Below are 26375 nucleotides of genomic sequence, written 5' to 3'. Positions count from 1 at the left end.
ACCGATTCATTGCGCCGGCACTAACGTCGCGGCATTGCTATCTTTAACGGAATATCCCTTGGAGCTTGTCATGCCTCGTTTGTCGCGCCTGGCCCTGTTGTTGTCGCTGACGTTGGTCGCCGGCCATGCCGTCGCCGGCCCGGAAGAAGACCAGCGCGCACGTAATGCGGTGCGGGTGCTTACCGAGATCATGAAGATCCCCGAGCAGGCAATTCCAGACAAATTGCTCGACGAAGCGCGCGCCATCGTGGTCATTCCCGACACGCTCAAGGCCGGCCTGGTGATCGGCGGCCGTCGCGGCCACGGTCTGATGTCGATGAAGAACCCCGACGGCAGCTGGTCGCAGCCGGTGTTCGTCAAGCTCACCGGCGGCAGCATCGGCTTCCAGGCCGGCGTGCAGTCGTCCGACGTGGTGCTGGTGTTCCGCAACGACCGCAGCTTGGACAACATCGTCAACGGCAAATTCACTCTCGGCGCCGACGCCGGCGTGGCCGCAGGTCCGGTCGGCCGCAACGCTGCCGCGGCCACCGATGGCCAGCTCAAGGCCGAAATCTGGTCGTGGTCGCGTGCCCGTGGCCTGTTCGCCGGCGTTTCGCTGGACGGTGCGGTCCTGCAGATCGACGATGCCGCCGATCTCAACGCCTACGGCGGCGGCGCTACCCCGCGCATGATCTTCGAAGGGCGCACCAACGAGCGCCCGTCCACCGATGTGATCGCCTTCCGCGACCGTCTGGAAGAGGCCACCTACACCGCACGCGCCAATCGCGGCACCGATGCCGCTGCCGATGGCGCGCCACCGGCAGCCCGTCCACAGACCCCGCCACCGGCGCAGGCGCAGCAACCGACCACTGTGCCGCCGGCCAACGAAGCCAGCACCGTGCCGATGCAGCCCAGCGCTACCCCGCCTGCCCAGCAAGGTTTCCAGCCGGTGTCGGAGGGCGAAATCCGCACCGAATCACTAGACGGTAACCGCTAAAGCACTGTCATCCCCCTGCGGGGTGCGCTGGGGTATCCTGCGTCTTCCTTCTTTTTCAGCAAGCGAGCAGATCATGGGCGGTTTCAGCATTTGGCACTGGCTGATCGTGCTGGTGATCGTGTTGCTGGTGTTCGGTACCAAGCGGCTCACCAGCGGTGCCAAGGATCTCGGCAGCGCGGTCAAGGAATTCAAGAAAGGCATGCACGACGACGACAAGCCGGCCGGCAAGCTCGGCGACGACTCCCGCACTGCCGAGCAGGCGCGTGAGGCGCAGGCCGAACGCGACCGCGACGCGCGCTGATCCGGAGCGGCGTCGGTGTTTGACATAGGTGTTGGCGAACTGACGCTGATTGCGGTCGTCGCTCTGGTGGTGCTCGGCCCCGAGCGTTTGCCCAAGGCTGCCCGATTCGCCGGATTGTGGGTGCGCCGTGCGCGCATGCAATGGGATTCGGTCAAGCAGGAACTCGAACGCGAACTCGAGGCCGAAGAGCTCAAGCGCAGCCTGCAGGATGTGCAGGCCTCGCTGCGCGAGGCCGAAGATCAGTTGCGCAACAAGCAGCAGCAAGTCGAGCAGGGCGCCCGCGCGCTGCATGAGGACGTCAGCCGCGATATCGACATCCGCAGCAGCGCCACGCCGGTGGCAACGCCGCTGGAGCTGGCGCATGCAGACGTGTCTGCCGGTGCTCATGTCGATGCAGCAGCAGGTGCAGCGGATGCGGCTGGCGCTGCACACACCGCGCCGGTCATTGCGCAAGCCCAACCCATCGCGCCAGCGCCGCATCAAATCCTGGTTCCGGCTCCGCACGACACTATCGTGCCGGCGCCGCACGCCGCGCATCTCACCAGCGCCCCTGCGCCGGTGACCGTCGCGCCAGTCGATGCGGGCACGTCGGTCGCGCCGCCCCCCGGCGAGCCCACCAAGATCCAGGAGAAACAGCCGTGAGCCTGTTCGACGACGCACAGGCCGAAAGCAGTCTGATCGAGCATCTGGTCGAATTACGCGCCCGCCTGGTGCGCGCGCTGATCGGTCTGGGCGTGGTGCTGCTGGCCTTGCTGCCGTTCTCGCGGGCGATCTACTCATGGCTGGCCGCACCGCTGATTTCGCAGCTGCCGCTGGGGCAGACAATGATCGCGATGAACCCAGCCGGCGCGTTCTTCGCCCCGCTCAAACTCACCTTCTTCGTGGCAGTGTTCTTCAGCGTGCCGTGGCTGCTGTACCAGGCCTGGGCATTTGTGGCGCCGGGGTTGTACCAGCGCGAAAAGAAACTGGCATTTCCGCTGCTGGCTTCTGCAGTGGCGCTTTTCTACCTCGGTTGCGCGTTCGCGTATTTCCTGGTGTTGCCAGCGGTGTTCCACTTCCTGACCACGTTCAAGCCGGACGTGATTGCCATTACCCCGGACGCCAATTCGTACCTGGATTTCGTCCTGGCGATCTTCTTCGCCTTCGGTGCCAGCTTCGAGCTGCCGGTGGCGCTGGTGATCCTGGTGCTGCTGGGCTGGGTCACGCCCAAACAGCTCAGCGAAGGCCGCGGCTACGCCATCGTCGGCATCTTCATCCTGGCCGCGGTGCTCACCCCGCCAGACGTGGTCTCTCAGCTGATGCTCGCCATCCCGATGTGCCTACTCTACGAGCTGGGCATCATGGCCTCGCGTGCTGTGGCACCGAAGGATGCGGCGTCCAACGCTGCTAGTTAAGCGATGAGCGCGCGTTCTTCGTGCCTGCGATCGATGCCGTATGCGCGATTGTGCCGAGGGTGACTGCACCAGCATCTACCCGAAAGGAACATAAAAAAAGCCGCTCTTACGAGCGGCTTTTTTGCTACGCCTCAGCAATGCCAGTGCGTGATTCAGGCGACAAACACATCAGGCCGCGAAGGCGGGGCTGGCTGGGCGATTGCGCCTTCGTGACCGAACATCTGCTTCCATGCCGCGTACACCGAGCCGGCGAACACTGGCATGAGCACGGCCATCAGCAGCAGCTGGGCCAGCCACATCGCCACGGTCTGGCCGGCGACCAGGCCGACGATCAGCGCGACGATCATCACACCAAAATAGATCGCGAAGATGGCGATGAAGGCCAGCACGAAGAACACCAGCATCGCCGGCAGGTTGTGCAGGCTGGCGCGCAGGCTTTCGCGCAGCGCGTGACCGCCGGTGCTGCGGTTGAACATGACCTGCGGCGGCATCACGAACAGCGCCAGCGTCATCGCGGCGAAGGTGGCGATGGTCAGCAGCAGCCACAGCAGGATGCGCCCGGCCGGCAGGCTGGCCGCCAGTTGCTCGATCTGCACCGGATCCGGCTGCGCGCCGGACTGGCTGATCTGGTTGATCTTGACCATGACTTCGGACAACTGCTGCAGCCCACTGGCACCGATCATCGCCAGTAGCAGCACGCCCAGCAGCAGGCCGGCGATCAGCTGCGGCAGCAGCGACACCAGCAGATGCGGCGCGCGGCCGTCCTGCATGCCGTGCAGCAGATGCGACGGTTTGGCGATGCGGCCTTCGTCCACTTCGCGGATCGCCCACAGCAGGCCGCCCATGAACAGCGGGCCGGCCAGCACCAGCAGGAACTGCAGGGCCGGGCCCAGCAGTGGCACCAGCACCGACAGCGACACCACCAGCGAGGCGGCCACGCTCCAGATCACCCCTAGCGAGCCAAGCGCCAGCGGCGCCCGCTTCAACAGCGAGAAACCGGTCAACAGCCACTCTGCGCCGGCAGATGCCGGCACCTTACGAATTTCGCTCATTCCCATTCCGGATCGATACGCGCGCCGGACCATCCGGCGTCGCGCAATTATCGCTGCTTTTACGTGTGCGCGGCGGGACGAGCGTTCACTGTTTGCAGGCCGCGTGCGTGATGCACGAAACGGCGCAGCAGCTTGCGGGCGATGGGGGCGGCGGTGACCTCGCGGGCGACCGTGCGGGCGCAACGTCCATGGCGGGCGATGCAGTCGGCACGCGCCTGCACATAGCCGCGCATGTGGTGGGTGGCGAATTCCGGATGGAACTGCACGCCCCAGGTGGCCCGGCCCCAGCGGAACGCATGGCAGCGGTCCTGCCGCGAGTGCGCCAGCACGACGGCCCCATCGGGGGCGCGGACGACCGTCTGCAAATGGGTGGCATGGGCCGGAAACTGCGGCGGAAGGCCTGCAAATAAAGGATCTTGCTCGGCTGGTGGATGCAGTTCCAGCGCGATGGTGCCGGATTCGCGCCCAGCCGGGTTGTAGTCGACCTCGCCGCCAAGCGCGTGCGCCAGCAACTGGTGTCCGTAGCAGATGCCCAGCAACGGCATGCCCTGATGTGCGGCATGACGCAGCCATTCGGCACTGCGTTCGCTCCAGTCGGCGCGGTCGGTCACGAAGGCAGCCGAACCGCTGACGATGATGCCGGCAAAGTCGGCCGGGTCGGGCAGCGCGTCGCCATTGGCGACGTCGATGGCCACGGTTTCCTGCTCGGCCAGCCCGGCCGCCACGCGGATCCAGTGCTGGAAACGGCCGTATCGCTTCATCTCCGGCACGGGGTGCCCGGTTTCGATGATCAGGAACGGCAAAACAGACATGCGCGAAGACCCGGACACGACAGATGCCCCCGATTGTAGGCGGCAGTGGCGGGTTTTTTTCAAGCGGCACTCCAAGAAGCGCGCTGCGGGTCATTGCCGAATGACATGTCCTGATTCCCTCGCAGCCAGATGCGGAGGATGGTAGCGGTGGTCGTCGACGGTTGCATTTCCTGGATATCGGCAGACAAACGAACGACTGGACCGACAGGGCCTTTATGCCGTCGCTGTGGTCAGGTCGAGGCAAGGTTCGGCGGGATTGGCGTGGAAAAACATCGAATCGTGCATAACCATCAGAACACTGTGCTTGGAGGCTGCGGAGCACGTCGCCGTGCCGGCGTGCTGCATCCCATGCGTTCAATCCATGCCATGTGTTGGGGCCATTGGCGCAACTTGGGGTGGGCGTCGCACACGTCGTCGGCGCTTCGTATTGAACACGTCGCTCGCGGGCAGATTGACTAAATTTCGGGCATGAAAACTCATGCCACCAATTCAAACGCGTCCCGCAAAAATCCGCCTTACGCTCATGAGGACAAGCCCAGGCTAACGGAGGATGAGGCAGCAGCCAGCAGCAGCGGCGCGCATCAACCGCTTGGACGGCCGCCTAGAAAACGGCAGAGGATGGAGTCGGATGACCCAAGGGCCTCGACGCGCGACAGGCAGCCCTTTACGGCAAGCGCCTTAAAGAAAGAGGAAATCGATGCCAGCGAAGGCGCATGGGACAGGCGCTTTCGGCCGTGGCAGCCCGCTGCCGTCAAAAACGCGCGCATCAAAACCGAGCGATACCCGGACAAGGTGACTGCTGATGTCGACGCGTCGCCAGCGCATCATCGGCCACAACAGTCGTCGCAGCATTATGGTGTGGAGGCAAGGGCATTTCGGCCGCGCGAACAACCGTCCGAATGGTCCGCCAGAAAGCGACCGCGTGAAGAGCAGGCGCCATCTCGGCAGTCAAAGCGGCCATTCCATGGCATGGGCTGACGACCGAGGACCTGCGTAGGGCCAAACATCAGCTGGACCCGTCGGCAAAAAAACGGCTACAGGCGCAGCGACAGCAACAGCAGCGACAGTTGAGCGAGCCCCACGGAATGGCTCGCAACCACAATGCGGGCCGGTGCGTGTCGATGGCATATGACAACGAGCTGGCGCATCGCATGCGTGGCGGAATGGCGCTGCCCTTCCTGGAAGAGAGTGTCAACGCGCAAGTCAATGCGCAGCGGCTGGACAAATATCTTCAGTTGATTGCCACTGCACGGCGCGCCAGGGCAGGGGTGACGCCCCGCGATCTTGATCGTTGCACCGAGCTCGCGGCGCAGTACCTCTCCGAGACCGGATGGTTCGAAGGGGCATCGCTGGCGCAGCTGGCGCATGTCGGCAACAAGCTGAGCAAGCACCCGAACCTGCCCGCATGCATGGAGGCAATCGCGTGGATCGCCGGAGAGCTCACGCAGGTCGACGATCTGGTGGGGCTGGGAGGCTACCCGTCGGTTCTGCTTCTGAATGCCTTCTCGAAGAATCTCGACAGCGGCCGGTGTGAGCGCGCGGTGGCGCGTCTGGCACGTCATCTGCGGCGTGACGACCACGCTAGACAGACTCTGAGTGCGCAGAACATCAGCCTGGCACTCAATGCCTTCAGCAAGTGGTCCGATAACACGGACTGCCAAGCGACGGCGCACCGGTTTGCCGCGCTTGTCGCCAGCGACTATCGCCTGCGTTGCGCCATGGATGCCCAGAGCGTGGCGACCGCGCTCAACGCCCTGTGCAAATGGCCCGACACGCCGGACTGCGGGAATGCCGTCAGCGCGCTCGCCGAGCGGTTGGCCGACGAGTCCAGATTGCGCAAGGAACTGAAACCGCAAGAACTGGGAAACGCGCTCAACGCCCTGAGCAAATGGGCCGACACCCCGGTCTGTGCGGCGGCCGCCAGTGCGCTGGCCGAACGGTTGGTGGACGATCCCGGCTTGCGCAAGGCCCTGGACCCCATCAACGTGAGTCAAGCGCTCAACGCGCTGAGCAAATGGGCCGATATACCGGTGTGTGCAGCCGCCGCCATCGCGCTGGCCGAGCGGTTGGCCGACGACCCCGTGTTGTGCCGGGCCCTGAATGCGCGAGGCCTGTCCAACGCGCTCAACGCCCTGAGTAAATGGCCCGACAGCCAGGTCTGTGCGGCTGCCGTCAGTGCGCTGGCCGAGCGGGTCGCCGACGACCCCGAGCTGCGCAAGGACCTGGACCCGCAGGGCGTGTCCAACGTGCTCAACGCGCTGAGCAAATGGCCCGACACCCCGGTCTGTGCCGCCGCCGCCAGTGCGCTGGCCGAGCGCGTGGTCGACGATCTCCAACTGCGCGAGGGTCTGGACCCGCAAGGTGTGGCCAACGCGCTCAACGCGCTGGGCAAATGGCCGGATATACCGAGCTGTGCGCAGGCCGCCAGCACGCTGGCCGGGCGGCTGGCCCACGATCCCGAGCTGTGCAAGGCCCTGGACCCGATCAACGTGACCCAAGCGCTGGACGCGCTGAGCAAATGGCCCGATACACCGATCTGCGGGCAGGCCGCCAGTGCGCTGGCCGCGCGGCTGGCCCACGAGAGGAGGTTGCGCAAGGCCCTCAAGCCGCAGGAAGTGGTCATCACGCTCCATTCGCTGAGCAAGTGGCCCGACACGCCGATCTGCGGAGAGGCCGCCAGCGCGCTCGCCGAGCGGGTGGTCGACGAGCCCCAGTTGCGCAAGGCGCTCGACGCACACCAGGTTGTCACCACGCTCAAGGCCTTGAGCAAATGGCCTGACAAGCAGGTCTGTGCGGTTGCTGCCAGCGCGCTGGCCAGGCGGCTGGCCGACGAGCCCCAGTTGCCCAAGGACCTGGACCGGCAGGGTGTGGTCATCGCGCTCAACGCGTTGAGCAAATGGCCGGAAACGGCGGTTTGTGCTGAGGCCGCCAACGCGCTGGCCGAGCGGCTGGTCGACGAGCCCGACCTGCGCAAGGAATTTGGCCCGGTCGACGTGACCAACGTCTTGAACGCCTTGAGTAAATGGCCGGGCACCGAGGTCTGTGCGGAAGCTGCCCGCATGTTGGCAGGGCGCCTGGTCGGCGATCGCCAGTTACGCAAGGCCTTCAATGCACTGGACGTGGCCAACGCGTTGAATGCCTTGAGCAAATGGCCTGACACCCCGGTCTGTGCCGCCGCCGCCGGTGCGCTGGCCGAGCGGCTGGCCGCCGATCCCGGGTTACGCAAGGATCTCAATCCATTGGACGTGGCCAATGCGCTCAATGCCCTGAGCAAATGGCCCGGCACGCCGGTCTGTGCGGCCGCTGCCAGCGCACTGGCCGCACGGGTGGCCGCCGATCCCAGGTTGCGCAAGGCCTTCGACGCGCAGCAAGTGTCCACCGCGCTCAACGCCCTGAGCAAATGGCCCGACGACGCGGTCTGTGCGGCCGCTGCAAGCGCGCTGGCAGCACGGCTGGTCGAGGAGCCTGCATTAGTTGAGGCCCTGGATCTGCAAGGTGTGGCCAATGCGCTCAATGCCCTAAGTAAATGGCCTGCCAGCAGGGTCTGTGCCGCCGCTGTCAGCGCGCTTGCCGCACGGCTGGCAGACGACCCCCGGTTACTCAAGGCCCTGGAACCGCAGGGCGTGGCCACCGCGCTCAACGCCGTGAGCAAGTGGCCCCGCATGGATATCTGTGCGGCCGCCGCCAGCAAGCTGGCCGGGCGCCTGGCCGACGATCCCCAGCTGTGCAAGACCCTCGACCCTGTCCACTTGACCCAAGCGCTCAACGCGCTGTGCAAATGGCCCGACAACAAGCTCTGTGCGGCCGCCGTCGGCACGTTGGCTGAGCGCCTGGCCGACGAACCTGAGTTGCGCAAGGACCTGGACACGCAAGGCGTGGCCAATACGCTCAACGCGCTGAGCAAATGGCCCAACAGCCAGATCTGTGCAGCCGTCGTCAGTGCGCTGGCCAAGCGGCTGGCCGACGATCCCCAGTTGCGTAAGGACCTCGACCCTCAAGGCGTGGTTACTGCGCTTAACGCCCTGAGCAAGTGGCCCGATATGCCTGTTTGTGCGGTCGCCGCCAGCGCGTTGGCAGAGCGGCTAGCCAACGATCCCGGGTTGCGCAGGGATCTGGAAGCGCAGGGCCTTGGCAACGCACTCAACGCCCTGAGCAAATGGCCCGACACCCCGGTCTGCGCGGCCGCCGCCAGCGCGCTGGCCGAGCGGCTGACCAACGATGCCGGCTTGCGTCATGCCTTCGACCCTATCAACGTGACCCAAGCGCTCAACGCCCTCAGCAAATGGCCCGGCACGCAGGCCTGCGAGACAGTCATCGACCTGTTGGCTGCGACGCTGGCCGACGCGCCCGGCTTGCGCAAGGCCCTGGACGCGCAAGGCGTGGCCATCGCGCTCAACGCGCTGAGCAAATGCCTCGCCAGGCCGGTGTGCCAATCGGCATTTGTGCTGCTCGCCGAGCGTGCAGGCTCGGCCGAGCTACCCTGGCGGCAGTTCCAGATGCGTGGGATCGCGATGGTGGCCAACGCGATGTCTCGGCTGTTGCACCTGGACGAAGAGGACGAAGAGGAGGATGGGCAGTTCCGGACCCTGGGTGTCGCCAAGCTGCAGGCGATGGCCGGGCACCTGGACCTGCACCGCGAGCGGTTTGCGTCAGCTTCGGCCGCCGATATCGGTGTGCTCTTCAAGGCCCTTGCATCGGCGCGGCTGCAACCCCAGATGCGTCCGCTGGGACAGCCGGCGCTAGAGCGGGTGTCGGCCCTGATCGGGGACGATGGATTACGCCAGACCAGCCTTGAGGGGATCGGCAGCCTCTGCATGGGACTGGTGCCGTTTATCCGCAGCCCGGAGCTCAGGCCCCGCCATGGGGTCCAGGCATTGCGCGTGTTCAATACGTTGCAGCCCATCGTCGCGCGCAAGATCGACCTGTACCTGGGCGGGGACGGCGCACGCGCGTCGGCCGGCATCGAACAGCATGCAACACGCTGCCCGGCGCTGACCTTCTACCAGGTGCTCAAGGCCTACGCGGTGGTGAGCCGGCAATGGAAAGCGCGCCATCTTGAGGGGTCGCGCAAGCAACTGCGCCAGCGCCGCGACGAACTGGTGAAGTGGGTGGACCAGACGCTGGAGCGCACGCGCGAGGCGATCGAGGCGGACCTGGGCGAGATGAGCTGGAACCTGATCGCGCAGATCGAGGCCGGCGAGCAGGTGTTCGACGCCCTGGACCTGCGCATGGCCAAGGAAGCGCCGACGATTACCCAGGCCCATCCACCGACCCGCTTTGACCTGGACCGTGGGCGCTTGAGCATGTCCTCGGTTCCCGGCCGGCTGGTGGCGCCGGCGCCCGGCCACGGCAGCACGACCCATGTGGTGGTCGATCTGGTGGGCAAGGAGCTGTCGACCAACCGTTCCGAATCGGACAAGCCGTACTCGCTGTTTGCGCGCCTGACTGGGCTGCCGCTGGTGGAAGTGCAACTGCCTGGTGAGCTATCGACCTTCATGCTGGCGCGCACGTTCAACTACAACGGCGAGCCCTGGCGCTTTGACATGTTCGGCGGCAGCCGCGCGGCGCGCAGCAAATCCGGTAGCCACAGCCTGGTGGTGTCCCAACGCAAGGAGTCGGCGTCGCTGTTGCCGGCATTCCGCTATGCCGACACCGCCCCGGGCAGCAGCCTGATGCAGCTGGCGGCCAAGCTCGCTCCGCAACGCGAGGACTGGTCGCGCATGCAGCGCTCGCTGCTGGAGATGGTGCCCAGTGACCATGTCGTGGAAGGCACGCTGCGCCTGGGCGTGTTCGATGACGTCGAGGGCCCTGCGCATCCGTTCAAGCCGTTGGCCGTGGATGGCACTGCCCTGGCGTTGTGCCCCAACGATGGCTGCGGCTTCCTGAAACTGGAGGTGGCCTTGGCCATTCCGGCCTTCCGCAAGCATTACGAGGCCTGGCACGCGGTGCAGGCGAACCAGGCCACCGAGGAGCAGCGCGAGCTGGTGGCCAAGGACAAGGGGCCTTCGGTGATGCCACCGCAGGCGCTGCAGCATTACCCGCGCGATGATGCAGCGCTGGAAGAGGCGCACGCGGCGATGCAGGACCGGCTGCAGACCCTGGAGCCGACAAGCGATGACCCGCTGTGGCTGTACAGGCCGCTCATCGGCGGCGGCTACCGGGGGCAGCGGGTGCGGGCGGTGCCTTCGGCCGACGACAAGGTGCATCTGCCGCAGCAGCGCAGCCAGGCCTTCGACGCCGCCGGCGGCCCGTTGCTGCTCGGCAAGCCCCCCTACGACAAGGAGAATCTGCTGCCTGTGCCGGAGCAGCGCATCGCTACCGTGGCCAAGGGCGATGCCACCGCCGCGTTCCTCTCCCAGTGCTTCGGCATCCAGTACAGCTACACCGGTTTTGATGATCGTTCCGGCGCCGATCCGCAGATGCTGCACAGCAAGGGCATGCTGGTGGTGGTGCCCGAGCAGCAGTGGCCGGCCGGGTTCAGCGACACCGACCTTGCCTGCTCCAAGGAAGATCTGAAGACGCTGTCGTGCTGGACAAACGGCCGTGACCGCGGTGCCTTGCCGCGCGAGATCCTCAGTACCGGCAGCCTGCGGCTCAAGGACATCGTGGAGCCTGGGCGCCTGGGCGCACTGCCGATTGACGAGCTGCGCAAACGCGACATGGACACCGACGGCGACGATGCGTTTGTCTACGCAGGCTACCCCAAGCTGGCCGCACTGATTTCGCGGGTGATGGATCGCAAGGCCGGGCTCGGTCGGCGAAAGTCCTTCAAGCCGCCGAAGACGGCCACGCCGGCCATCGACCCGGTCAGCGGCCACTACCAGCCCGGGCGGCTGTCGGAGATCATGTCCCTCAAGCGCGGTCAGCGCATCACCTCGGCGGCGGCCACGCTGGCGTCGCGTTTCATGGGGCAGCCGGACGACCTGCGCGAAGCGATGGCGCGCGACATGATGTTCGGCACCTACGATGGCATCGAGCGCGGGTTGCGCAACGGTTTGCGCGAACTGCTCGACGAGCAGGTCCGCGATCCCCAGGTGTTGGCCACGCTGCGCGTGCAGGCGCGCGAGGCGATCGAACGCGCCCACCTGCCCGAGGCGCGACAAGCGGCCACGTTGCTGCACGCGCAGCTGCTTGCGCTTGAGGCGGACCCGGCCGCCGACAGCGCCGCGCCGGCGTTGCCCGAGGCCCTGGCTGAGGCGTTTCCCGGCCTGGCCAAGGCCTACGAGGCTGCGTCCGGCGTCGACGCCCGCATCCACGCCATCCTGGACAACTACCCGGTGTGCCGGCTGTCGCATGCGCAGTTCCCGAACGGGCAACCCGGGCTCATCCCCGGCCAGCCGGAACTGACCATGCGCAACCTGTTCACCAACGCGATCAAGGTCGGCACCGATGCGCTGAAGTCCGACACCGGCACGGCGCTGTTCGCCAAGATCGTGGAGGCCTGCGAACGGTCCGAGCGGGCCTTTGCCGAGCGGGTCCGCAGCGTGCCCTACAGCAGGGCGACCGCCCGGGCCATGCAGGACGGGCGCTTCGATCCCGAACAGACCAAGCTGCTGCTGCAGCGCATGCCGTCGATGGCCGCTGGCGTCATGGAAGACGCGCTTGAGGCGCTTCAGCAGGCCGGCTGGATCGCCCGGCCGCCGCCGCCGGCCGAGCGGCTGCGCGCCGTGCAGCCGCAGGACATTGCGGTGGAGGCGCAGGCCTTGCTGCGGCGCGCTCGCCAGATGGAGCCGCAGGTCACCGACATGCTGCAGCGCATTGCCGCGCGTCATGGCGGGCAGCTGGCCGGCACACAGCATCAACTGAAGTCCTACAGCTCGTTGCAGGAAAAGCTCAAGCAGCGGATGGCATTGAAGAAGCAGACGTTGGAAGAAGCGGCAGCCAACGTCAACGATGCGCTGCGCTACAGCATGGTGCTGGAACCGCGGGACTTTACCGCCGGCCTGCGCGCCGTGCTCGCCGCACTGGACGATCAGGGCCATGCACGGGTCAGGCTGACCAATCAATTCATCGACTACCCGCCCTCCTTCAAGGCCATCAATGTCACGCTGCGCAGCCCTGACGGTGCGCTGTGGGAGATCCAGTTCCATACGCCGGAGACCTTCGCGCTCAAGGAGCGCTTCCACGATCTGTACAAGCACACCCATGCGCTGGCGCTTGGCGGCGCCTCGCGGGCCGAGCAGCGCAAGCTGCAGGCGCCTGCGCTGGAGGCCTTCAAGCGTGTGGCCTCGCCGCCAGGGTGCGAGGAGATCGACGACTGGCAGGAAGAGACCGTGCCGGCGTTGGCAAGCACACCGCCGGCGCTCGCCTCCGAACAGACCCCGGTCAATGCGGACGCATCGCAGGCACACAGCATCTTCAACGCCGCTGCAGGCAAGCAAGCGTCGCTGACGCCGGTGCTCAACACGCTGGCCGCAGGCTTGGGCGCGCGGCTCTGGGGCAACGTGCGCTACGACGCCAAGCAGGGCCGGATCGAGCAGGTGCAACAGGCCCCGTTCCAGAAATCGGTCGCCTCGATCAAGGACAAGATCCGGCGCCATCTGCGCGCCGGCATGAGCGCAGAACAGGCCACGCAGAGCGTGGGCGATGCGCTGCGCTATGCGCTTGAGTTGCCGTCCGAGGGTTTTGTGGCCAAGGTGCTGGCGGCCCAGGACGCACTGCGTCTACAAGGGATGACGTGCGTGAAGCTGAAGAATTACTTTACCTCAGGAGACGGCACCTACCGGGGCATCAATGCCAGCTTCACCGATGCCGAGGGCTATACGTTTGAAGTGCAGTTCCACACGGCCGAGAGCTTCAACGCCAAGGCGCAAACGCATCTGTCGTACAAGCGGATGCAGTTGGCGCAGACACGCCTGGACAAGGAGCGGCACAAACCTCAGCCCGACCCGGCGAGGCAGGCAAAACTGACCCAGGAGATCGCACGGCACAGAACGGCGATGCACGAGATGACCGCCAAGGTGAGCAAGCCCGCCCACAGCGAGCGTCTGGGAGATCGCGCATGAGGCGATGTCCCGGTCGCGCCGAAATGCACCTTGCCTTGGGCTTCCCATCGCCCGCTTCATGCGCCATCAGGTTTGAGCGTTTCGGCGTGCTCGGCAATTGCTGGCGCTCGCTCTTTTCGATTCCTTCAGATCCGTCTAGCCCGGTCGTGAGTCAAGCCAGGCTTGCATGCGGTTTGCAGAGGCCTTCGGCTGAACTATCAAAGACCAAACGGCTACCTGGTCAGTCTCGTGTCCGTAAGCCGTTATCGCTCCAGTGCTCGACGACCAGTCGCCCGATATTCCAAGCTCTCGGAGCCCTGCCCGCACGATGTCACGCTGAGTAGATAGGACTGATAAGGCGCCATCGATCAACTGCATGCGCTCGTCAAAAAGATCACATTTCATAAGGCTCTCCATTAGCGAGAGCAGATAATCGCAAATAAAAAAATCTCAGGGGTGACCTGCGGTTTATGATCGGATTATATGGAGGTTTGCATCATTCTCTGGATTCAGGTTGACCTGTTGGATTGGCATTAAGGAAACTCTGAACAACTCCCCTTGATCCTGCGACAATCACACAGACGCAACGGGACAACGACGATGCAACTGACCTTCGGCGATGCGGAGTACAACGGCAAGCGCAAGCGGACGCGGCGTGAGGTGTTCTTGGCCGAGATGGACCAGGTCGTGCCGTGGAAGGATCTGCTGGCACTGATCGAACCGCACTACCCGAAGTCGGGGCAGCCGGGGCGACAGCCGTATCGGCTGGAGACGATGCTGCGCATCCACTTTTTGCAGCAGTGGTACGCACTGAGCGATCCATCGGCGGAAGAAGCACTGTACGACACGGTGTCGATGCGCCGTTTTGCGAAGATCGGCGGGCTGGATGAGGTGCCGGATGAAACGACGATTCTCAACTTCCGGCATTTGCTGGAGCGGCATGATTTGGCGCGCAAGCTGTTCAACCGGGTCAACGCGCACCTGTCGCGTAAAGGGCAGAGTCTGCGGGGCGGGACGATCGTGGATGCCACGATCATTGCGGCGCCAAGTTCGACCAAGAACAAGGATGGCGAGCGCGATCCGGACATGCACCAGACCAAGAAGGGCAACCAGTACTTCTTCGGGATGAAGGCGCACATCGGGGTGGACGATGAGTCGGGCCTGGTGCACCACGTGGAATGCACGGCGGCCAACGCAGCGGACATCACGCAGGCGCACAAGCTGCTGCACGGCAAGGAAGACACTGTGAGCGGCGACAGCGGCTACACCGGGCTGGACAAGCGCGATGAGATGAAGGGCAAGCGCACGCTGCGCTACCTGATCGCGGAGAAGCCCTCGAAGCTGAAGCAGATCAAGAATAAGCGCGAACTGAAGTTGGCCAAGCGCTGGGAGCACACCAAAGCCAGCCTGCGTGCGAAGGTGGAACACCCGTTTCGGGTGATCAAGCGTCAGTTTGGTTACGTCAAGGTGCGCTATCGCGGTTTGGCGAAGAACACCGCACAGGTGCTGACGCTGTTTGCACTATCGAATCTGTGGCTGACGCGCAAAGCGTTAATGCCTGCTGCGGGGAAGCTGTGCCTGTAATCCAGGCAACACCCCGCAAACGTGCCGAAACCGGCAAAAAATCGGCGATTTGAGCGCCCTCAGCGCGGCGGATGCGGTTGCTTCGTTTTCCGGTCGCGTTGATCAGACCATCCTTAACGCCTTTCCGCTTTCGCGTTGATCCTCCGCGTCAGCTGCTATCGCGATCTGGAAAATTGATTGATCCGCGACTGCGCATAGAGCCGAGCTGCAGCTAGCCAGAATCCGTCAGTCAGTACGTGTTCTCTGCACGTTTCTGCGTTTTCTGCCTGCACGCCATCCAACGCGCCGCTTGCCTCTGTTTGCGCATGCAAGAGGCTGAAGCATGCACAAAGAGCGAGGCGAAAAGGATAGGCATCGCCGGTGGATTGGCATACAGTGCCGGCCCCTGCGTTTGCATTGGTTGCCGACGCAGATGTCAGGTTCGATGGAACGCTTGACCAGGCCGACCGGCTGCAGTGGCAACAAGGCAAGACACGCGGAGCGCGGTCTGCTGATTTAGAAAGGAAGTTGCTGTTGAGGTTGTTGAAACGGTGGATGGTGGTGCTGGTGGTTGTGGCTTTACCTGCGGGTGCTGCGGAACTGGTCGGTCGTGCGATGGTGACCGATGGTGACACCATCACCGTTGCGCAACAGCGCATCCGCCTGTGGGGAATCGATGCGCCGGAGAGCGCGCAACAGTGCATCGCCCACGATGGCAGCGCCTGGCCGTGCGGCCGCCGCGCTGCAGCGGCGTTGGACGGCTATCTATTGGATAAAACGGTGCGCTGCCAGCGCAAAGACACCGATCGTTATGGCCGCACCGTGGCCGAATGCTTCGTGCAGGGACAGTCCATCAATGCCTGGATGGTGCGATCAGGCTGGGCGGTTGCTTATCGTCAATACGCCACCGCGTTCAGTGCAGACGAGCGCATCGCGCAGCAACAGCGGCGCAACCTCTGGCAAGGCGCGTTTCAGATGCCGGCAGACTATCGCCATTACAAGAAAGCGCGCGCAGCAACGGCACGCCAAACGGTTCCGGCGCCACCGAGCCATTGCAGGATCAAGGGCAATATTTCCAGCAACGGCAACAAGATCTTCCACGTGCCGGGCCAGCGCGACTACGCAAAGACGCACGTCTCCCTACAGAAGGGCGAGCGCTTCTTTTGTTCGGTGAGCGAAGCCACTGCTGCCGGGTGGAGGCCGGCGCGGCGTTGACGGTGCTGCGACGTCCCATATCCTGCCGAGACTCCAAGCTTCTGAATTTCCTTGCGTAGCATCAGGGAGATCCCGATTGAGCCGGCTCTAGCGCCGCCGCATAGTGCCGGCATGATCATCCATTCCAAACTCGTCGGCGCGCTGATCAAGGGCATGCGCCGTGTTAAGTCTGCGTGGGCGGCGTCGATCGCCTACAGCGCCGGGCTCGCCAAGCAGATAAGCATCTGGTGTGTCACGCCGGACAATGCCGGCAAAGTGCTGGACATGTTCGCTCCGATCCCGAGCAGATCCACGAACTCGGGCTGATCGGGGTGGAGGAACTGGGCGAGGCGGTCTACCACGCTTGGTCCATCAATGCCGGCGAGCTGGAGCGGGTGGTGCAGTGGTTTCGCGCGCCGCGAGTGAAATTTGTCGGCAAGCACTGCAGCGAACTGATCCGCGCCGGGCGGATCGGCCCGGTCCTGACCATGGCACGCGAGCACGCGCTGTTGCGCCATCGCTGAGCGCCAGCAGACCCGTATGGCCCCAGGCGCTTTACGCTGAGCGGCGCAGCGGCAATACTCGCTGACCCGCCCAAACCCTATGTTTCGCCAATGCGCCAGGATCCGCCCGTTTCACCCGCCGCCGCCGCTCGGGCCCAATTGCTGGAAGAGTTGCGCAAGCTTGAGCAAGAAGAAGCGCAGCTGAAATACGCCCAGACGCTGGAAGCCTTCGACCAAGTGATCGAGGTGCTTACCCAGTTCGGCAATCGTTTCAATGCCAAGCAGAAATCCCAGATCGCTTCGCTGGCGATGACCGGCAAGACCAAAGGGCCGTTGTCTTCCACCGGCGAAGTCGTCGCCAAATACTGGATTCCGCATTCTGGCGAGACCTGGTCGGGCCGTGGCCGTACGCCGAAGGCGTTCAAGGCCTGGGAAGGCACCAGCTCTTACAAGGAATGGAAAGCCAATCATCCGGACAAGCGCTTTCCGCTGTATCCGGGTTGAGTCGTTCGATCATTTTTTTGAAGGCGTAGTAATCCGGCAATGCCTTGCCTTGCTTTGCGCTTCGATGTATTGGCGAATGTTTGACGCACTAGTGCCTTCTTGGGCTTTTGTTGCATCGACATGCGCATAACCAATCGTCGATAGATGTTGTGTGCGGTTGCACGTTTTAAATTTCGTTGACAGCAGGCCGTCTGGTGGCAGGTGCTGGATTTTTTCCGTTTACAGCGCTATCGATTGTTGCAGGCTAGCTGTTTTCAGACTTCGCATTCAATGCGGAATTTTCAAGTGGTTGACTTTATCGGCGCCTATGGTAAAGGCATTTGTTGTTTTTTCAATGAAATGTCGAGGCGTGGATGTCCCTCACTTCTAGTGCCGCATCCGAGCAGCAAACGATAAACTTGGTCCAGCGTAAACCTAGCGCCACTCTTTCTTGGGTGGTGCCATAGGTGTCATTGCGTAGCGCACGCAAGGTGGTCTGTATTCCAACGGCCTAAACAAAAACGCTTGCTGCCCACCAAATACCGGCAGGCAGCAAGCGTCGTTCATCGTTTGCGTGTTGCTTAGAAAATCTTATTGATCGCTCTTGCACTCGAAAACCGACACGCTACGCGGCGGGGCCAGGAACTCGCTGGCGCCGGCCGGCATCATGTCCACTTCCAGCGCTTCGTCGGTCGAAAGCACCAGCTTCCAATGCACCGGTTCATCCGAGGAGGGCAGGGTAAAGGTCACGCCCTCGTGATACGCATTGATGACGATCAGCAAGGTGTCGTCGTTGGCCAGTTCCTTGACGCCGGAGGTCTGCGCCTTGCCTTCGAGCAACAGACCAACCGAGCGTGCGCCGGCATCGGTCCAATGCGCATCGTCCATCTCGATGCCACCCGGGTTTAGCCAGGTGAGGTCGCGCAAGCCGGCTTCTTCGTTGTACTGACCGTTGAGAAAGCGACCGCGCGACAGGATCGGGTAGCGCTTGCGCAACTTGGTCAGCGCCTTGACGAAGTCGGTCAGGCGGCCGTCGGTCGGATCGTTTTCCCAATCCAGCCAGGTGATCTCGTTGTCCTGGCAATATGTGTTGTTGTTGCCGCCCTGGGTCTGCGCACGTTCGTCGCCGCTGAGCATCATCGGCGTACCCTGCGAGAGCAGCAACGTCGCCAACAGGTTCTTCATCTGCCGCTCGCGAATCTGCAGCACCTCGGCATTGTCGGTATCGCCTTCCTCGCCGTAATTGCAGGACCCATCGTTCGACGAACCATCGCGGTTGTCTTCGCCGTTATCGATGTTGTGCTTTTCGTTGTAGCTGACCAGATCACGCAGGGTAAAGCCGTCGTGCGCGGTGATGAAATTCACCGACGCCCACGGGCGACGGCCGCGACGATCGAACAGATCGGCCGAGCCGGTAAAGCGGGTCGCAAATTCCGCCAGCTTGCCGTCTTTGCCTTTCCAGAATTCGCGTGCATTGTCGCGGAACTTGTCATTCCACTCCGACCAGCCCGGCGGAAAGTGGCCAACCTGATAGCCACCCGGGCCGCAGTCCCACGGCTCGGCAATCAGCTTGACCTCCGACAGCAGCGGGTCTTGATTGCAGGCATCCAGGAAGCCGCCGCGCTGATCGAAGCCGCTTGGCTCGCGGCCCAGAATCGTGGCCAGGTCGAAACGGAAGCCATCTACGTGCATTTCGCCGGCCCAGTAACGCAGCGAATCATTGACGAACTGGATCACCCGCGAATTGCTCAGATTCAGCGTATTGCCGGTGCCGGTGTCGTTGATGTAATAGCGCTTGTCTTCGGCCAAACGGTAGTAACTGGCGTTGTCGATGCCCTTGAACGACAGCGTCGGCCCCAGCTCGCTGCCTTCGGCGGTGTGGTTGTAAACCACGTCCAGAATCACCTCCAGACCCTGCTTGTGCATGGCCTTGACCATGTCGCGGAACTCATCGCGATGACCGCTGGCCAGGTAACGCGACTTCAGCGCGAAGAAGCCAATAGTGTTGTAGCCCCAGTAATTGCGCAGCCCCTTGTCGAGCAGGTGCTGGTCGTCCAGGTAGGCGTGTACCGGCAACAACTCCACCGCGGTGATGCCCAGGTCCTTGATGTAGTGGAGTACCTGCGGCTGGGCCAGGCCAGCGAAGGTGCCGCGTACCGCCTCGGGTACCTGCGGATTGCGCATCGTGTAGCCGCGTACATGTGTTTCGTAGATGACCGTCTCATTCCACGGCTTGAGCAGGCGCGTGTCGTCTCCCCAGTCGTAGGTGTCCTCGACCACCACGCACTTGGGCATGAAGGGTGCGCTGTCGCGCTCGTCGAAGCTCAAGTCGCCATCGGGGTGGCCCACGGTGTAGCCGTAGAGCTCGTCGGACCAGATCAGGTCGCCTTCCAGTTCGCGCGCATACGGATCCAGCAGCAGCTTGTTGTGATTGAAACGATGGCCTTCAGTCGGCGCATAGGGGCCGTGGACGCGATAGCCATAGCGCTGGCCCGGCTTGGCATCGGGCAGATACCCATGCCAGATTTCATTGGTGTACTCCGGAAGATCGACGCGGGTTTCGTTGCCCTGTTCGTCGAACAGGCACAGCTCCACACGCGTGGCATGCGCGGAAAACAGCGCGAAATTGGTGCCCTTGCCGTCGAAAACGGCACCGCGTGGGAATGGGCGCCCCTGACGGATGCGGGAGGGGTTGGCATAGGCCGCGCTTGCTGGACGTCGCATGGAGAGTCTCGGATGCGCCGGCACGCCGGCATTGAGGGGCCTCAAGCATTGCGTCTATAGCTGTGCAAAACGCGTTACGGCAACAAGGGTGCGGCGTGAGGGCGGCCGGCGGGATCGTTTACTTTGCGCGCCACTGCACGACGCGCCGGCGAGCCAGGCTGCGGCCATGCGCGAGCAATGGGGCAAGGCTACCGACTGGTTGCGATCTGGGTGAGGTCCGCGCGAAGTGCTTTGTGCAACCACGCGTGCATTGCTTGAGCGACGCGCCAACGCCCTGCTAGCATCGATCCGGTTGAGCCCGTGCAGCCACAGCGTTGTTGGACTTGTCGCGCGGTACTTCGCTCCTTCATCCTCGGGGCCGTCGCAGTCGGCCTGATCGCAGCGTACAACGCGGGCTTGCCGCGAACGCGCAATCGGCCTGCACTGTACGGACTTGGGTCACTTCGTCATCAGACTCTGCCCATGTCCAAGCCGCGTCGTGTGCCTGCCGCGATGAAAATCGCCATCCTTTCCCGCAACAGCAAGCTGTATTCGACCCGGCGGCTGATCGAAGCCGGACGCAAGCGCGGCCACACGGTGCGCATCCTCGACCCGTTGCGTTGCTACATGCGCATCGCCGCCGATGGCTTCAGCCTGCACTACAAGGGCAAGCCGATCACCGGCTTCGACGCGGTGATTCCGCGCATCGGTGCCTCGGTCACGCGCTACGGCACCGCCGTGCTGCGCCAGCTCGAATTCATGGGCACCTACACGCCTAATCCGTCAGACGCCATCCTGCGCGCGCGCGACAAATTACGTGCGCATCAGCTGCTGGCCGCGCAGGGCATCGATATGCCGGTCACCGTGTTTGGCGATAACCCCGACGACACCCAGGACCTGCTGTCCATGCTCGGCCCGCCGCCGCATGTGGTGAAGTTGAACGAAGGTGCGCAAGGCGCCGGGGTGATCCTGACCGAAAAGGCCAGCGCCTCGCGCGGCGTGGTCGAAGCACTGCGCGGGTTGTACGCCAATTTCATCGTGCAGGAATTCATCGGCGAGGCCGAGGGCGCCGACCTGCGCTGCTTCGTGGTCGGCGATACGGTGGTCGCGGCGATGCGCCGTCAGGCGGCCGAAGGCGATTTCCGTTCCAATCTGCACCTGGGCGGCACTGCGGCCGTGGCCGAGGCCACCGAGCTGGAGCGAGAGGTGGCGGTGCGTTCGGCACACGCGCTGGGCCTGGCGGTGGCGGGGGTGGACCTGATCCGATCCAAACGCGGCCCGCTGGTGTTGGAGGTCAACTCCACCCCTGGTCTGGAGGGCGTGGAGGGCGTGTGCGGCGTGGACGTGGCCGGGGCGATCGTCCAGCACCTGGAGCAGTCGGTCCGCCGATGGGCTGGCTAACATTTTTACCAAAAAATTAACTAAAATTTAATTGTCGCCTCGCTAGCCTCTCCCGACCGTAGCTCCGCTCTCGGCAGTGACGGTGATCGGGATGAACTTTGGCCCAAGTGCGGTGTCGCACTTGGGCCTTTTTATGGACGGCTTGCCGCTGTTGGGGTTCGCGTCTACATTCGCCAGATGTTAAATCGGTCAGGCACAGGGAGGCGTCGCATGGCAAAGCTGTGGAGTGTTGCGGGGTTGCTGCTCGCAACGGGGTTGGTGAGTAGTCCTGCCTGGGCGGGCGTGCTCGAGTTGGACAAGCCGTTTAAGCCGCAGGCAGCGCAGGTCCGTACCGATCTTGCTGAAGGCGAGAAGTACTCCGAGATCAGTCAGGATGAGCGCGCTAAGGTGGGCGCGGTGCTTGAGCGGATCGAAGCAGCACTCGAGACGCGGGCAGACATCCACGTGCCGCCGCTAGAGCAACTGGCAGCCGTCCGCAACGATCAGGAGCTCGTCACCCGAGCTTTGACCAAGGCACGCGAAGATAGCCGGCGTATTTGCTGGCGCAAGCGTGTACTCGGTTTGCAGATGACTACGAAGCAGGACATGACGGCTGCCTAGCGGCGCCATCAGACCATTTTGAGTCGAAACGAAATTTCTCGGCGCCAGCGCTAAAAACAGCTTAACGAATGAGGTTCCAGTGCGAATTCTAGTAATTGAAGACAACAGCGATATCGCCGCAAACCTTGGCGATTACCTCGAAGACCGTGGCCACACGGTGGACTTCGCCGCCGATGGTGTGACGGGCCTACATCTCGCCGTGGTGCACGAGTTCGACGCCATCGTGCTCGATCTCAACCTGCCCGGCATGGACGGTATCGAGGTCTGCCGCAAGCTGCGCAACGAAGCGCGCAAGCAGACCCCGGTGCTGATGCTCACCGCGCGCGACTCGCTGGACAACAAGCTGGCCGGCTTCGACTCCGGTGCAGACGACTATCTGATCAAGCCGTTCGCGCTGCAGGAAGTGGAAGTGCGCCTCAACGCGTTATCGCGTCGCGGCAAGGGCGTGCACACGCGCGTGCTGGAAACCGGCGATCTGGAATACAACCTGGATACGCTGGAAGTGCGCCGTCGCGGCAAGCTGCTGCAGCTCAACCCGACTGCATTGAAGATCCTGCAGGCACTGATGGAAGCGTCGCCAGCGGTGGTCACGCGCCAGGAGTTGGAAACCCGCGTGTGGGGCGAAGAGCTGCCCGATTCGGATTCGCTGCGCGTGCATATCCACGGCCTGCGTGCCGTGGTCGACAAGCCGTTCGATGTGCCGATGATCCAGACCCGCCACGGTATCGGCTATCGCATCGCTTCGCCCGATGCCTGAAAGCACTAGCGAGGCGCGGCCGGCGCGCACGCGCGGCCGCTATCGGCGGCGCCTGCGCAGCCGCATCATCTTGTCGTTCGTGTTGTTGGGTTTCTGCCTGACGACCTTGTTCGCCTTTGCCACCAACTGGGCACGTTCACGCGTGGAAAACCAGTTGGTCGAAGACGTGATGAACCGCAATATCGACGCCTTCGCGCAGCGCTTCTATTCCGATCCGATGCGTAACCCCGATCTGCCGTTACAGCAGATGCGCGGGCGCGTGGTCAAAAGCGACAAGTTCGAAGCGCTACGCCGCGAACAACCGGAGTGGTATCAGCTGCCCGACGGCATCCACACCATCACCGGCGTGGACGAAAGCGGCAATACTTATTCGTACAAGCTTGCGGTGCGCAAGACACCTAGCGAATGGTTCTTCCTCGCCTACGACATGACCCAGGCGCTGAAGGGCGAAATCCAGCTCAAGCGCACCCTGGTCTTGTCGGTATTGGTGTTCAGCGGGTTTTCGCTGCTGATCGGCTGGTGGTCTGCGTCCAAGGTGATGCGCCCCGTTTCCGATCTGGCTGCACGCCTGCGCGCTTATCGCGGCGGCACCAGCCAACCCAAGCCACTGGCGGCGCATTTCCCGGACGACGAAGTCGGCCAGCTGGCCGAAGCGCTGGACGACTACTCGGCGCGTCTGACCGAAGTGGTGCAGCGCGACCGCGAATTCAACGCCGACGTCAGCCACGAACTACGCACCCCGCTGGCGGTGATCCGCGGTGCCACCGAGCTGCTGCTCACCAAACCCAACCTGGACGAAAAGGTGTTGCAGCGGCTGCAACGCATCCAGCGTGCCGAGCAGCAATGCAGCGACTTGATCGGCTCATTGCTGCTGCTTTCCCGCAACGAGCGCGGCCAGGGCAGCAGCAATGTGGCTAAGGTGGCCGAACAACTCATCGACTCGCACCGTGCACAGCTCGGCGGCAAACCACTGGAATTGCTACTGGAGGGCGTACGCGATCTCGTCATCGACGCCCCGGAATCCGCGCTCTCAGTCGCGCTTGGCAACCTGATCGGCAATGCGGTCAAGTACACCCAGGACGGCCAAGTGCGCGTACGCGTGCTGGGCGATGCAGTGGAAGTGATCGATTCCGGCCCCGGCCTGAGCGAAGAAGACGCCGCCAAGCTGTTCCAACGTGGCTACCGCGGCACTCATGCAGGTCACTCGCAAGGCGGCGGCATTGGTCTGTCGATCGTGAGTCGGCTTTGCGATCTGTACGGCTGGCGCGTGAGCGTCAGGCCGGGGCAGGAACGGGGCGTGATCGCGACACTGGCGTTTCATCGCTAAACACCCGCGCACTTCCTTAGGAGCGCACCCGGGCGTGACAGCCTTACCCGTTGCACCCCAAGGCAGCGCCTCCAAACAATAATCGCACCTAAAGCACCTCTCAGCGCTCCACCACCGTCACCACCAGTTCGCCCGCGCGCGCAGTGATCTGCAGCTTGCTGCCCACCGCAAACCCAAACTGTTCCAGCCAAAGCCCGCGCAAGCGCACGCTGGGGAATCCGCTGGCTGTGTGGCCGGCCCGGCGCTGCATCGTAGAAAGCATAGCCCTCCGTGCAGCGCGTGGGCGCGCGTGCCCTGCGCGGTGGCCGTGGCGGTAGATCGTCCACGTGAGGCCTGTGGCGACGGTCCGACGTCCCCCCAATTTTGAGTAGCACCTCAGTTTGGAGTCCAATTCCCTACCCCAAGGAGATTGGACGTGAAGAAGCGTTTTTCCGAAGAGCAGATCATCGGCTTCCTGCGCGAAGCCGAAGCGGGCATAGCGATCAAGGACTTATGCCGGCGGCATGGCTTCAGTGAGGCCTCGTACTATCTGTGGCGCAGCAAGTTCGGCGGCATGAGCGTGCCCGACGCCAAGCGGCTCAAGGACCTTGAGGCCGAGAACGCGCGGCTAAAGAGGTTGCTGGCCGAGCAGTTGTTCGAGAATGACCTGATCAAGGATGCGTTGCGAAAAAAGTGGTGAGCGCACCGGCGCGTCGTGCGCTGGTGCGCGAGTGGATCGGGCGTGGTGCTAGCGAGCGTCGTGCCTTGGCGGCGATTGGCATGAGCGCCAGCGCGCTGCGCTATTGCCCACGCCAAGACCGCAATGGCGAACTGCGCGAGCGCATTCTTGCGTTGGCGCATCGCCATCGCCGCTACGGCGTGGGGATGATCTATCTCAAGCTGCGACAGGAAGGACGCCTGGTGAACTACAAGCGCGTGGAGCGGTTGTATCGCGAGCAGCAGCTACAAGTGCGGCACCGCAAGCGCAAGAAGGTACCGGTTGGCGAGCGTCAGCCGCTGCTGCGGCCAGCGCAGGCCAACCAGGTGTGGTCGATGGACTTCGTGTTCGACCGCTCCGCCGACGGCCGAGTGATCAAGTGTCTGGTGATCGTGGACGACGCAACGCACGAAGCGGTCGCCATCGAGGTGGAACGCGCGATCTCCGGGCACGGCGTTGCGCGCGTGCTGGATCGGTTGGCACACAGTCGCGGCCTGCCGCAGGTGATCCGCACCGACAACGGCAAGGAGTTTTGCGGCAAAGCGATGGTTGCCTGGGCGCATGACCGGGGTGTGCAGCTACGGCTCATCCAGCCGGGCAAACCAAACCAGAACGCCTACGTCGAATCGTTCAACGGCCGGCTGCGCGACGAATGCCTCAACGAACACTGGTTCCCAACGCTGCTGCATGCACGCAATGAGATCGAACGCTGGCGACGCGAATACAACGAGGACCGACCCAAGAACGCAATTGGCGGCATGACGCCGTCCGCTTATGCCCAACATCTGGCAAACACCGATATCATCAACCCCGGACTCTAAACGCGGCCGCTACTCAGGGCGGGGGGACGTCGGTCGACGGCGAGGTTGTCCAAATAGAACGTGGGCGAGGGCACCAGCCGCATGGGCTGCGCGTCCTTTACCGGCGTAGCTGCCCGCTTGGCATTTGGTTTGGACCGTTTAGTGGTTGAAGGTGGCGTCCGGCTCATTGCCTCACCTCCGCCAGCGCCATGGGGCGACGACGCCTACCAATCTGCACTATCGATACATCTGCCATAACAACGCCTCCTTCGAAGAACAGGCACCGTCGCCGGCCGGCGACGGGATGTCGGGAGGTTAGAAACCGCTAGTAGTCGGCGGGCGTATTCCTCCCGAAGGAGTGTTGTATTAGCCGCCCTCCCGACGCAGGCATCGCGTCGGCTTGCGCCTGCAAGCAGGCACAAAAAACCCACCAGTTTGACGGAGGTGGGTGCCGCTACTAGAGGAGTTTCTACGCTCCTTGAGGCAGAGGTTGCTACTGGTTGCTTGGGATGTCAACTGCGGGAGCCCAGGGGTAGGTGGGAGGTGAATTCCACTCCGTCGTTGCCCGGTATTCGCCTAATGAACGGCTACAATTCTTTTTCAGTCGCCAAGAACAAGTTTGCCAGTGAATAAAGATGTGAAGGTATACAAATGGGTGAGATTTTTTTACTGGACGATTCTTAGTGCATTCGTTCTGCTTGGCGTGTTCTTCAGTCCTACCTCTGGGCAATTCTTTCTCGGAGCAGCAATTTTTGTTGTAATTTCTCTGTTCGTCTGCTTAGTTAAGTGTCCACACTGTAACCAATGTGTCGGGTACAGGTCCTTTGG

General features: G+C 63.3%; 16 protein-coding genes and 3 pseudogenes. 14 read left to right on the top strand and 5 right to left on the bottom strand.

Going from position 1 to position 26375, the window contains the following annotated elements:
- The first annotated feature begins 70 nt into the window (after positions 1-70).
- From KWO_RS16725 to tatC, 4 genes are all read left to right on the top strand, one after another.
- A complete protein-coding gene (locus KWO_RS16725; protein ID WP_010377917.1) occupies positions 71-976 on the top strand; it encodes a lipid-binding SYLF domain-containing protein in 906 nt (301 codons plus the stop codon).
- Between the two features lie 73 nt (positions 977-1049).
- Positions 1050-1277: a Sec-independent protein translocase subunit TatA gene (gene tatA, locus KWO_RS16720; protein ID WP_003484969.1), complete on the top strand. Its 228-nt coding sequence runs from the start codon at positions 1050-1052 to the stop codon at positions 1275-1277.
- A 15-nt stretch (positions 1278-1292) separates the two neighbouring features.
- Positions 1293-1919, top strand: a complete 627-nt coding sequence (gene tatB, locus KWO_RS16715) for a Sec-independent protein translocase protein TatB (RefSeq protein ID WP_010377919.1) — start codon at positions 1293-1295, stop codon at positions 1917-1919.
- Positions 1916-2671: a twin-arginine translocase subunit TatC gene (tatC, locus tag KWO_RS16710; RefSeq protein ID WP_010377921.1), complete on the top strand. Its 756-nt coding sequence runs from the start codon at positions 1916-1918 to the stop codon at positions 2669-2671. Before tatB ends, tatC begins: the two co-directional genes overlap by 4 nt.
- A gap of 152 nt (positions 2672-2823) precedes the next feature.
- On the opposite strand, the gene KWO_RS16705 is transcribed toward tatC, so the two are convergent.
- Positions 2824-3723, bottom strand: a complete 900-nt coding sequence (locus KWO_RS16705; RefSeq protein ID WP_010377923.1) for a BPSS1780 family membrane protein — start codon at positions 3721-3723, stop codon at positions 2824-2826.
- Positions 3724-3782: 59 nt separating this feature from the next.
- Positions 3783-4535 (bottom strand): glutamine amidotransferase, encoded by a 753-nt coding sequence (locus KWO_RS16700; RefSeq protein ID WP_010377926.1) that lies wholly within the window; start codon positions 4533-4535, stop codon positions 3783-3785.
- 959 nt (positions 4536-5494) lie between these two features.
- Between KWO_RS16700 and xopAD the strand changes: the two genes are divergently transcribed.
- From xopAD to KWO_RS16660, 5 genes and pseudogenes are all read left to right on the top strand, one after another.
- Positions 5495-13540, top strand: a complete 8046-nt coding sequence (xopAD, locus tag KWO_RS16685) for a XopAD/skwp family type III secretion system effector (protein ID WP_159102193.1) — start codon at positions 5495-5497, stop codon at positions 13538-13540.
- 579 nt (positions 13541-14119) lie between these two features.
- Positions 14120-15103: an IS5 family transposase gene (locus KWO_RS16675; RefSeq protein ID WP_017113471.1), complete on the top strand. Its 984-nt coding sequence runs from the start codon at positions 14120-14122 to the stop codon at positions 15101-15103.
- A 534-nt stretch (positions 15104-15637) separates the two neighbouring features.
- Entirely contained in the window at positions 15638-16297 is a 660-nt protein-coding gene (locus KWO_RS16670) for a thermonuclease family protein (protein WP_010375012.1), read from the top strand.
- A 111-nt stretch (positions 16298-16408) separates the two neighbouring features.
- Positions 16409-16800 (top strand): annotated as a pseudogene (locus KWO_RS16665) (hypothetical protein).
- A 90-nt stretch (positions 16801-16890) separates the two neighbouring features.
- Entirely contained in the window at positions 16891-17283 is a 393-nt protein-coding gene (locus tag KWO_RS16660) for an H-NS histone family protein (RefSeq protein ID WP_010363844.1), read from the top strand.
- Positions 17284-17853: 570 nt separating this feature from the next.
- Here the strand turns inward: KWO_RS16660 and glgX are convergent.
- The gene (gene glgX, locus KWO_RS16655; RefSeq protein WP_010375008.1) at positions 17854-19986 is read right to left on the bottom strand and encodes a glycogen debranching protein GlgX; all 2133 of its coding nucleotides are present in this window, start codon (positions 19984-19986) and stop codon (positions 17854-17856) included.
- A 492-nt stretch (positions 19987-20478) separates the two neighbouring features.
- Here glgX and rimK point away from each other — a divergent pair, with 492 nt between their 5' ends.
- The 4 genes from rimK (at position 20479) to KWO_RS16635 (ending at position 24050) form a co-directional block, all read left to right on the top strand.
- Positions 20479-21366, top strand: a complete 888-nt coding sequence (gene rimK / locus KWO_RS16650; protein WP_026112187.1) for a 30S ribosomal protein S6--L-glutamate ligase — start codon at positions 20479-20481, stop codon at positions 21364-21366.
- 177 nt (positions 21367-21543) lie between these two features.
- Positions 21544-21966, top strand: coding sequence for a hypothetical protein (locus KWO_RS16645; RefSeq protein ID WP_173399561.1), 423 nt, complete (start codon positions 21544-21546; stop codon positions 21964-21966).
- Between the two features lie 79 nt (positions 21967-22045).
- The gene (locus KWO_RS16640; protein ID WP_003490678.1) at positions 22046-22723 is read left to right on the top strand and encodes a response regulator transcription factor; all 678 of its coding nucleotides are present in this window, start codon (positions 22046-22048) and stop codon (positions 22721-22723) included.
- Positions 22716-24050: a sensor histidine kinase gene (locus KWO_RS16635; RefSeq protein ID WP_010363803.1), complete on the top strand. Its 1335-nt coding sequence runs from the start codon at positions 22716-22718 to the stop codon at positions 24048-24050. The genes KWO_RS16640 and KWO_RS16635 overlap by 8 nt, the downstream gene beginning before the upstream one ends.
- A 100-nt stretch (positions 24051-24150) precedes the next feature.
- On the opposite strand, the pseudogene KWO_RS23410 reads toward KWO_RS16635, so the two are convergent.
- Positions 24151-24442: pseudogene (locus KWO_RS23410) on the bottom strand (SymE family type I addiction module toxin).
- Between the two features lie 23 nt (positions 24443-24465).
- Here KWO_RS23410 and KWO_RS16625 point away from each other — a divergent pair.
- A protein-coding gene (locus tag KWO_RS16625; protein WP_100243780.1) for an IS3 family transposase occupies positions 24466-25568 on the top strand; the annotation gives its coding sequence in 2 pieces (ribosomal slippage) (positions 24466-24724 and positions 24724-25568; 1104 coding nt in all).
- A 26-nt stretch (positions 25569-25594) separates the two neighbouring features.
- Here KWO_RS16625 and KWO_RS23600 read toward each other — a convergent pair.
- Positions 25595-25735 (bottom strand): annotated as a pseudogene (locus KWO_RS23600) (SymE family type I addiction module toxin); the annotation flags it as partial.
- Positions 25736-26375 lie beyond the last annotated feature (640 nt).

This window comes from Xanthomonas vasicola pv. musacearum NCPPB 4379, from assembly GCF_000277895.2.
In the GTDB taxonomy this organism is placed as follows: domain Bacteria; phylum Pseudomonadota; class Gammaproteobacteria; order Xanthomonadales; family Xanthomonadaceae; genus Xanthomonas; species Xanthomonas vasicola.
Note: the sequence above shows the minus strand (reverse complement) of the source record. Positions and strands in the feature narration are given on the sequence as shown.

Bases quoted from the DNA above. Each gene is read 5' to 3' on its own strand.
- KWO_RS16725 (WP_010377917.1), top strand. From the start codon at position 71: ATGCCTCGTTTGTCGCGCCTGGCCCTGTTGTTGTCGCTGACGTTGGTC.
- tatA (WP_003484969.1), top strand. From the start codon at position 1,050: ATGGGCGGTTTCAGCATTTGGCACTGGCTGATCGTGCTGGTGATCGTG.
- KWO_RS16705 (WP_010377923.1), bottom strand. From the start codon at position 3,723: ATGAGCGAAATTCGTAAGGTGCCGGCATCTGCCGGCGCAGAGTGGCTG.
- KWO_RS16700 (WP_010377926.1), bottom strand. From the start codon at position 4,535: ATGTCTGTTTTGCCGTTCCTGATCATCGAAACCGGGCACCCCGTGCCG.
- KWO_RS16675 (WP_017113471.1), top strand. From the start codon at position 14,120: ATGCAACTGACCTTCGGCGATGCGGAGTACAACGGCAAGCGCAAGCGG.
- KWO_RS16670 (WP_010375012.1), top strand. From the start codon at position 15,638: ATGGTGGTGCTGGTGGTTGTGGCTTTACCTGCGGGTGCTGCGGAACTG.
- KWO_RS16660 (WP_010363844.1), top strand. From the start codon at position 16,891: ATGCGCCAGGATCCGCCCGTTTCACCCGCCGCCGCCGCTCGGGCCCAA.
- glgX (WP_010375008.1), bottom strand. From the start codon at position 19,986: ATGCGACGTCCAGCAAGCGCGGCCTATGCCAACCCCTCCCGCATCCGT.
- rimK (WP_026112187.1), top strand. From the start codon at position 20,479: ATGAAAATCGCCATCCTTTCCCGCAACAGCAAGCTGTATTCGACCCGG.
- KWO_RS16645 (WP_173399561.1), top strand. From the start codon at position 21,544: ATGTTAAATCGGTCAGGCACAGGGAGGCGTCGCATGGCAAAGCTGTGG.
- KWO_RS16635 (WP_010363803.1), top strand. From the start codon at position 22,716: ATGCCTGAAAGCACTAGCGAGGCGCGGCCGGCGCGCACGCGCGGCCGC.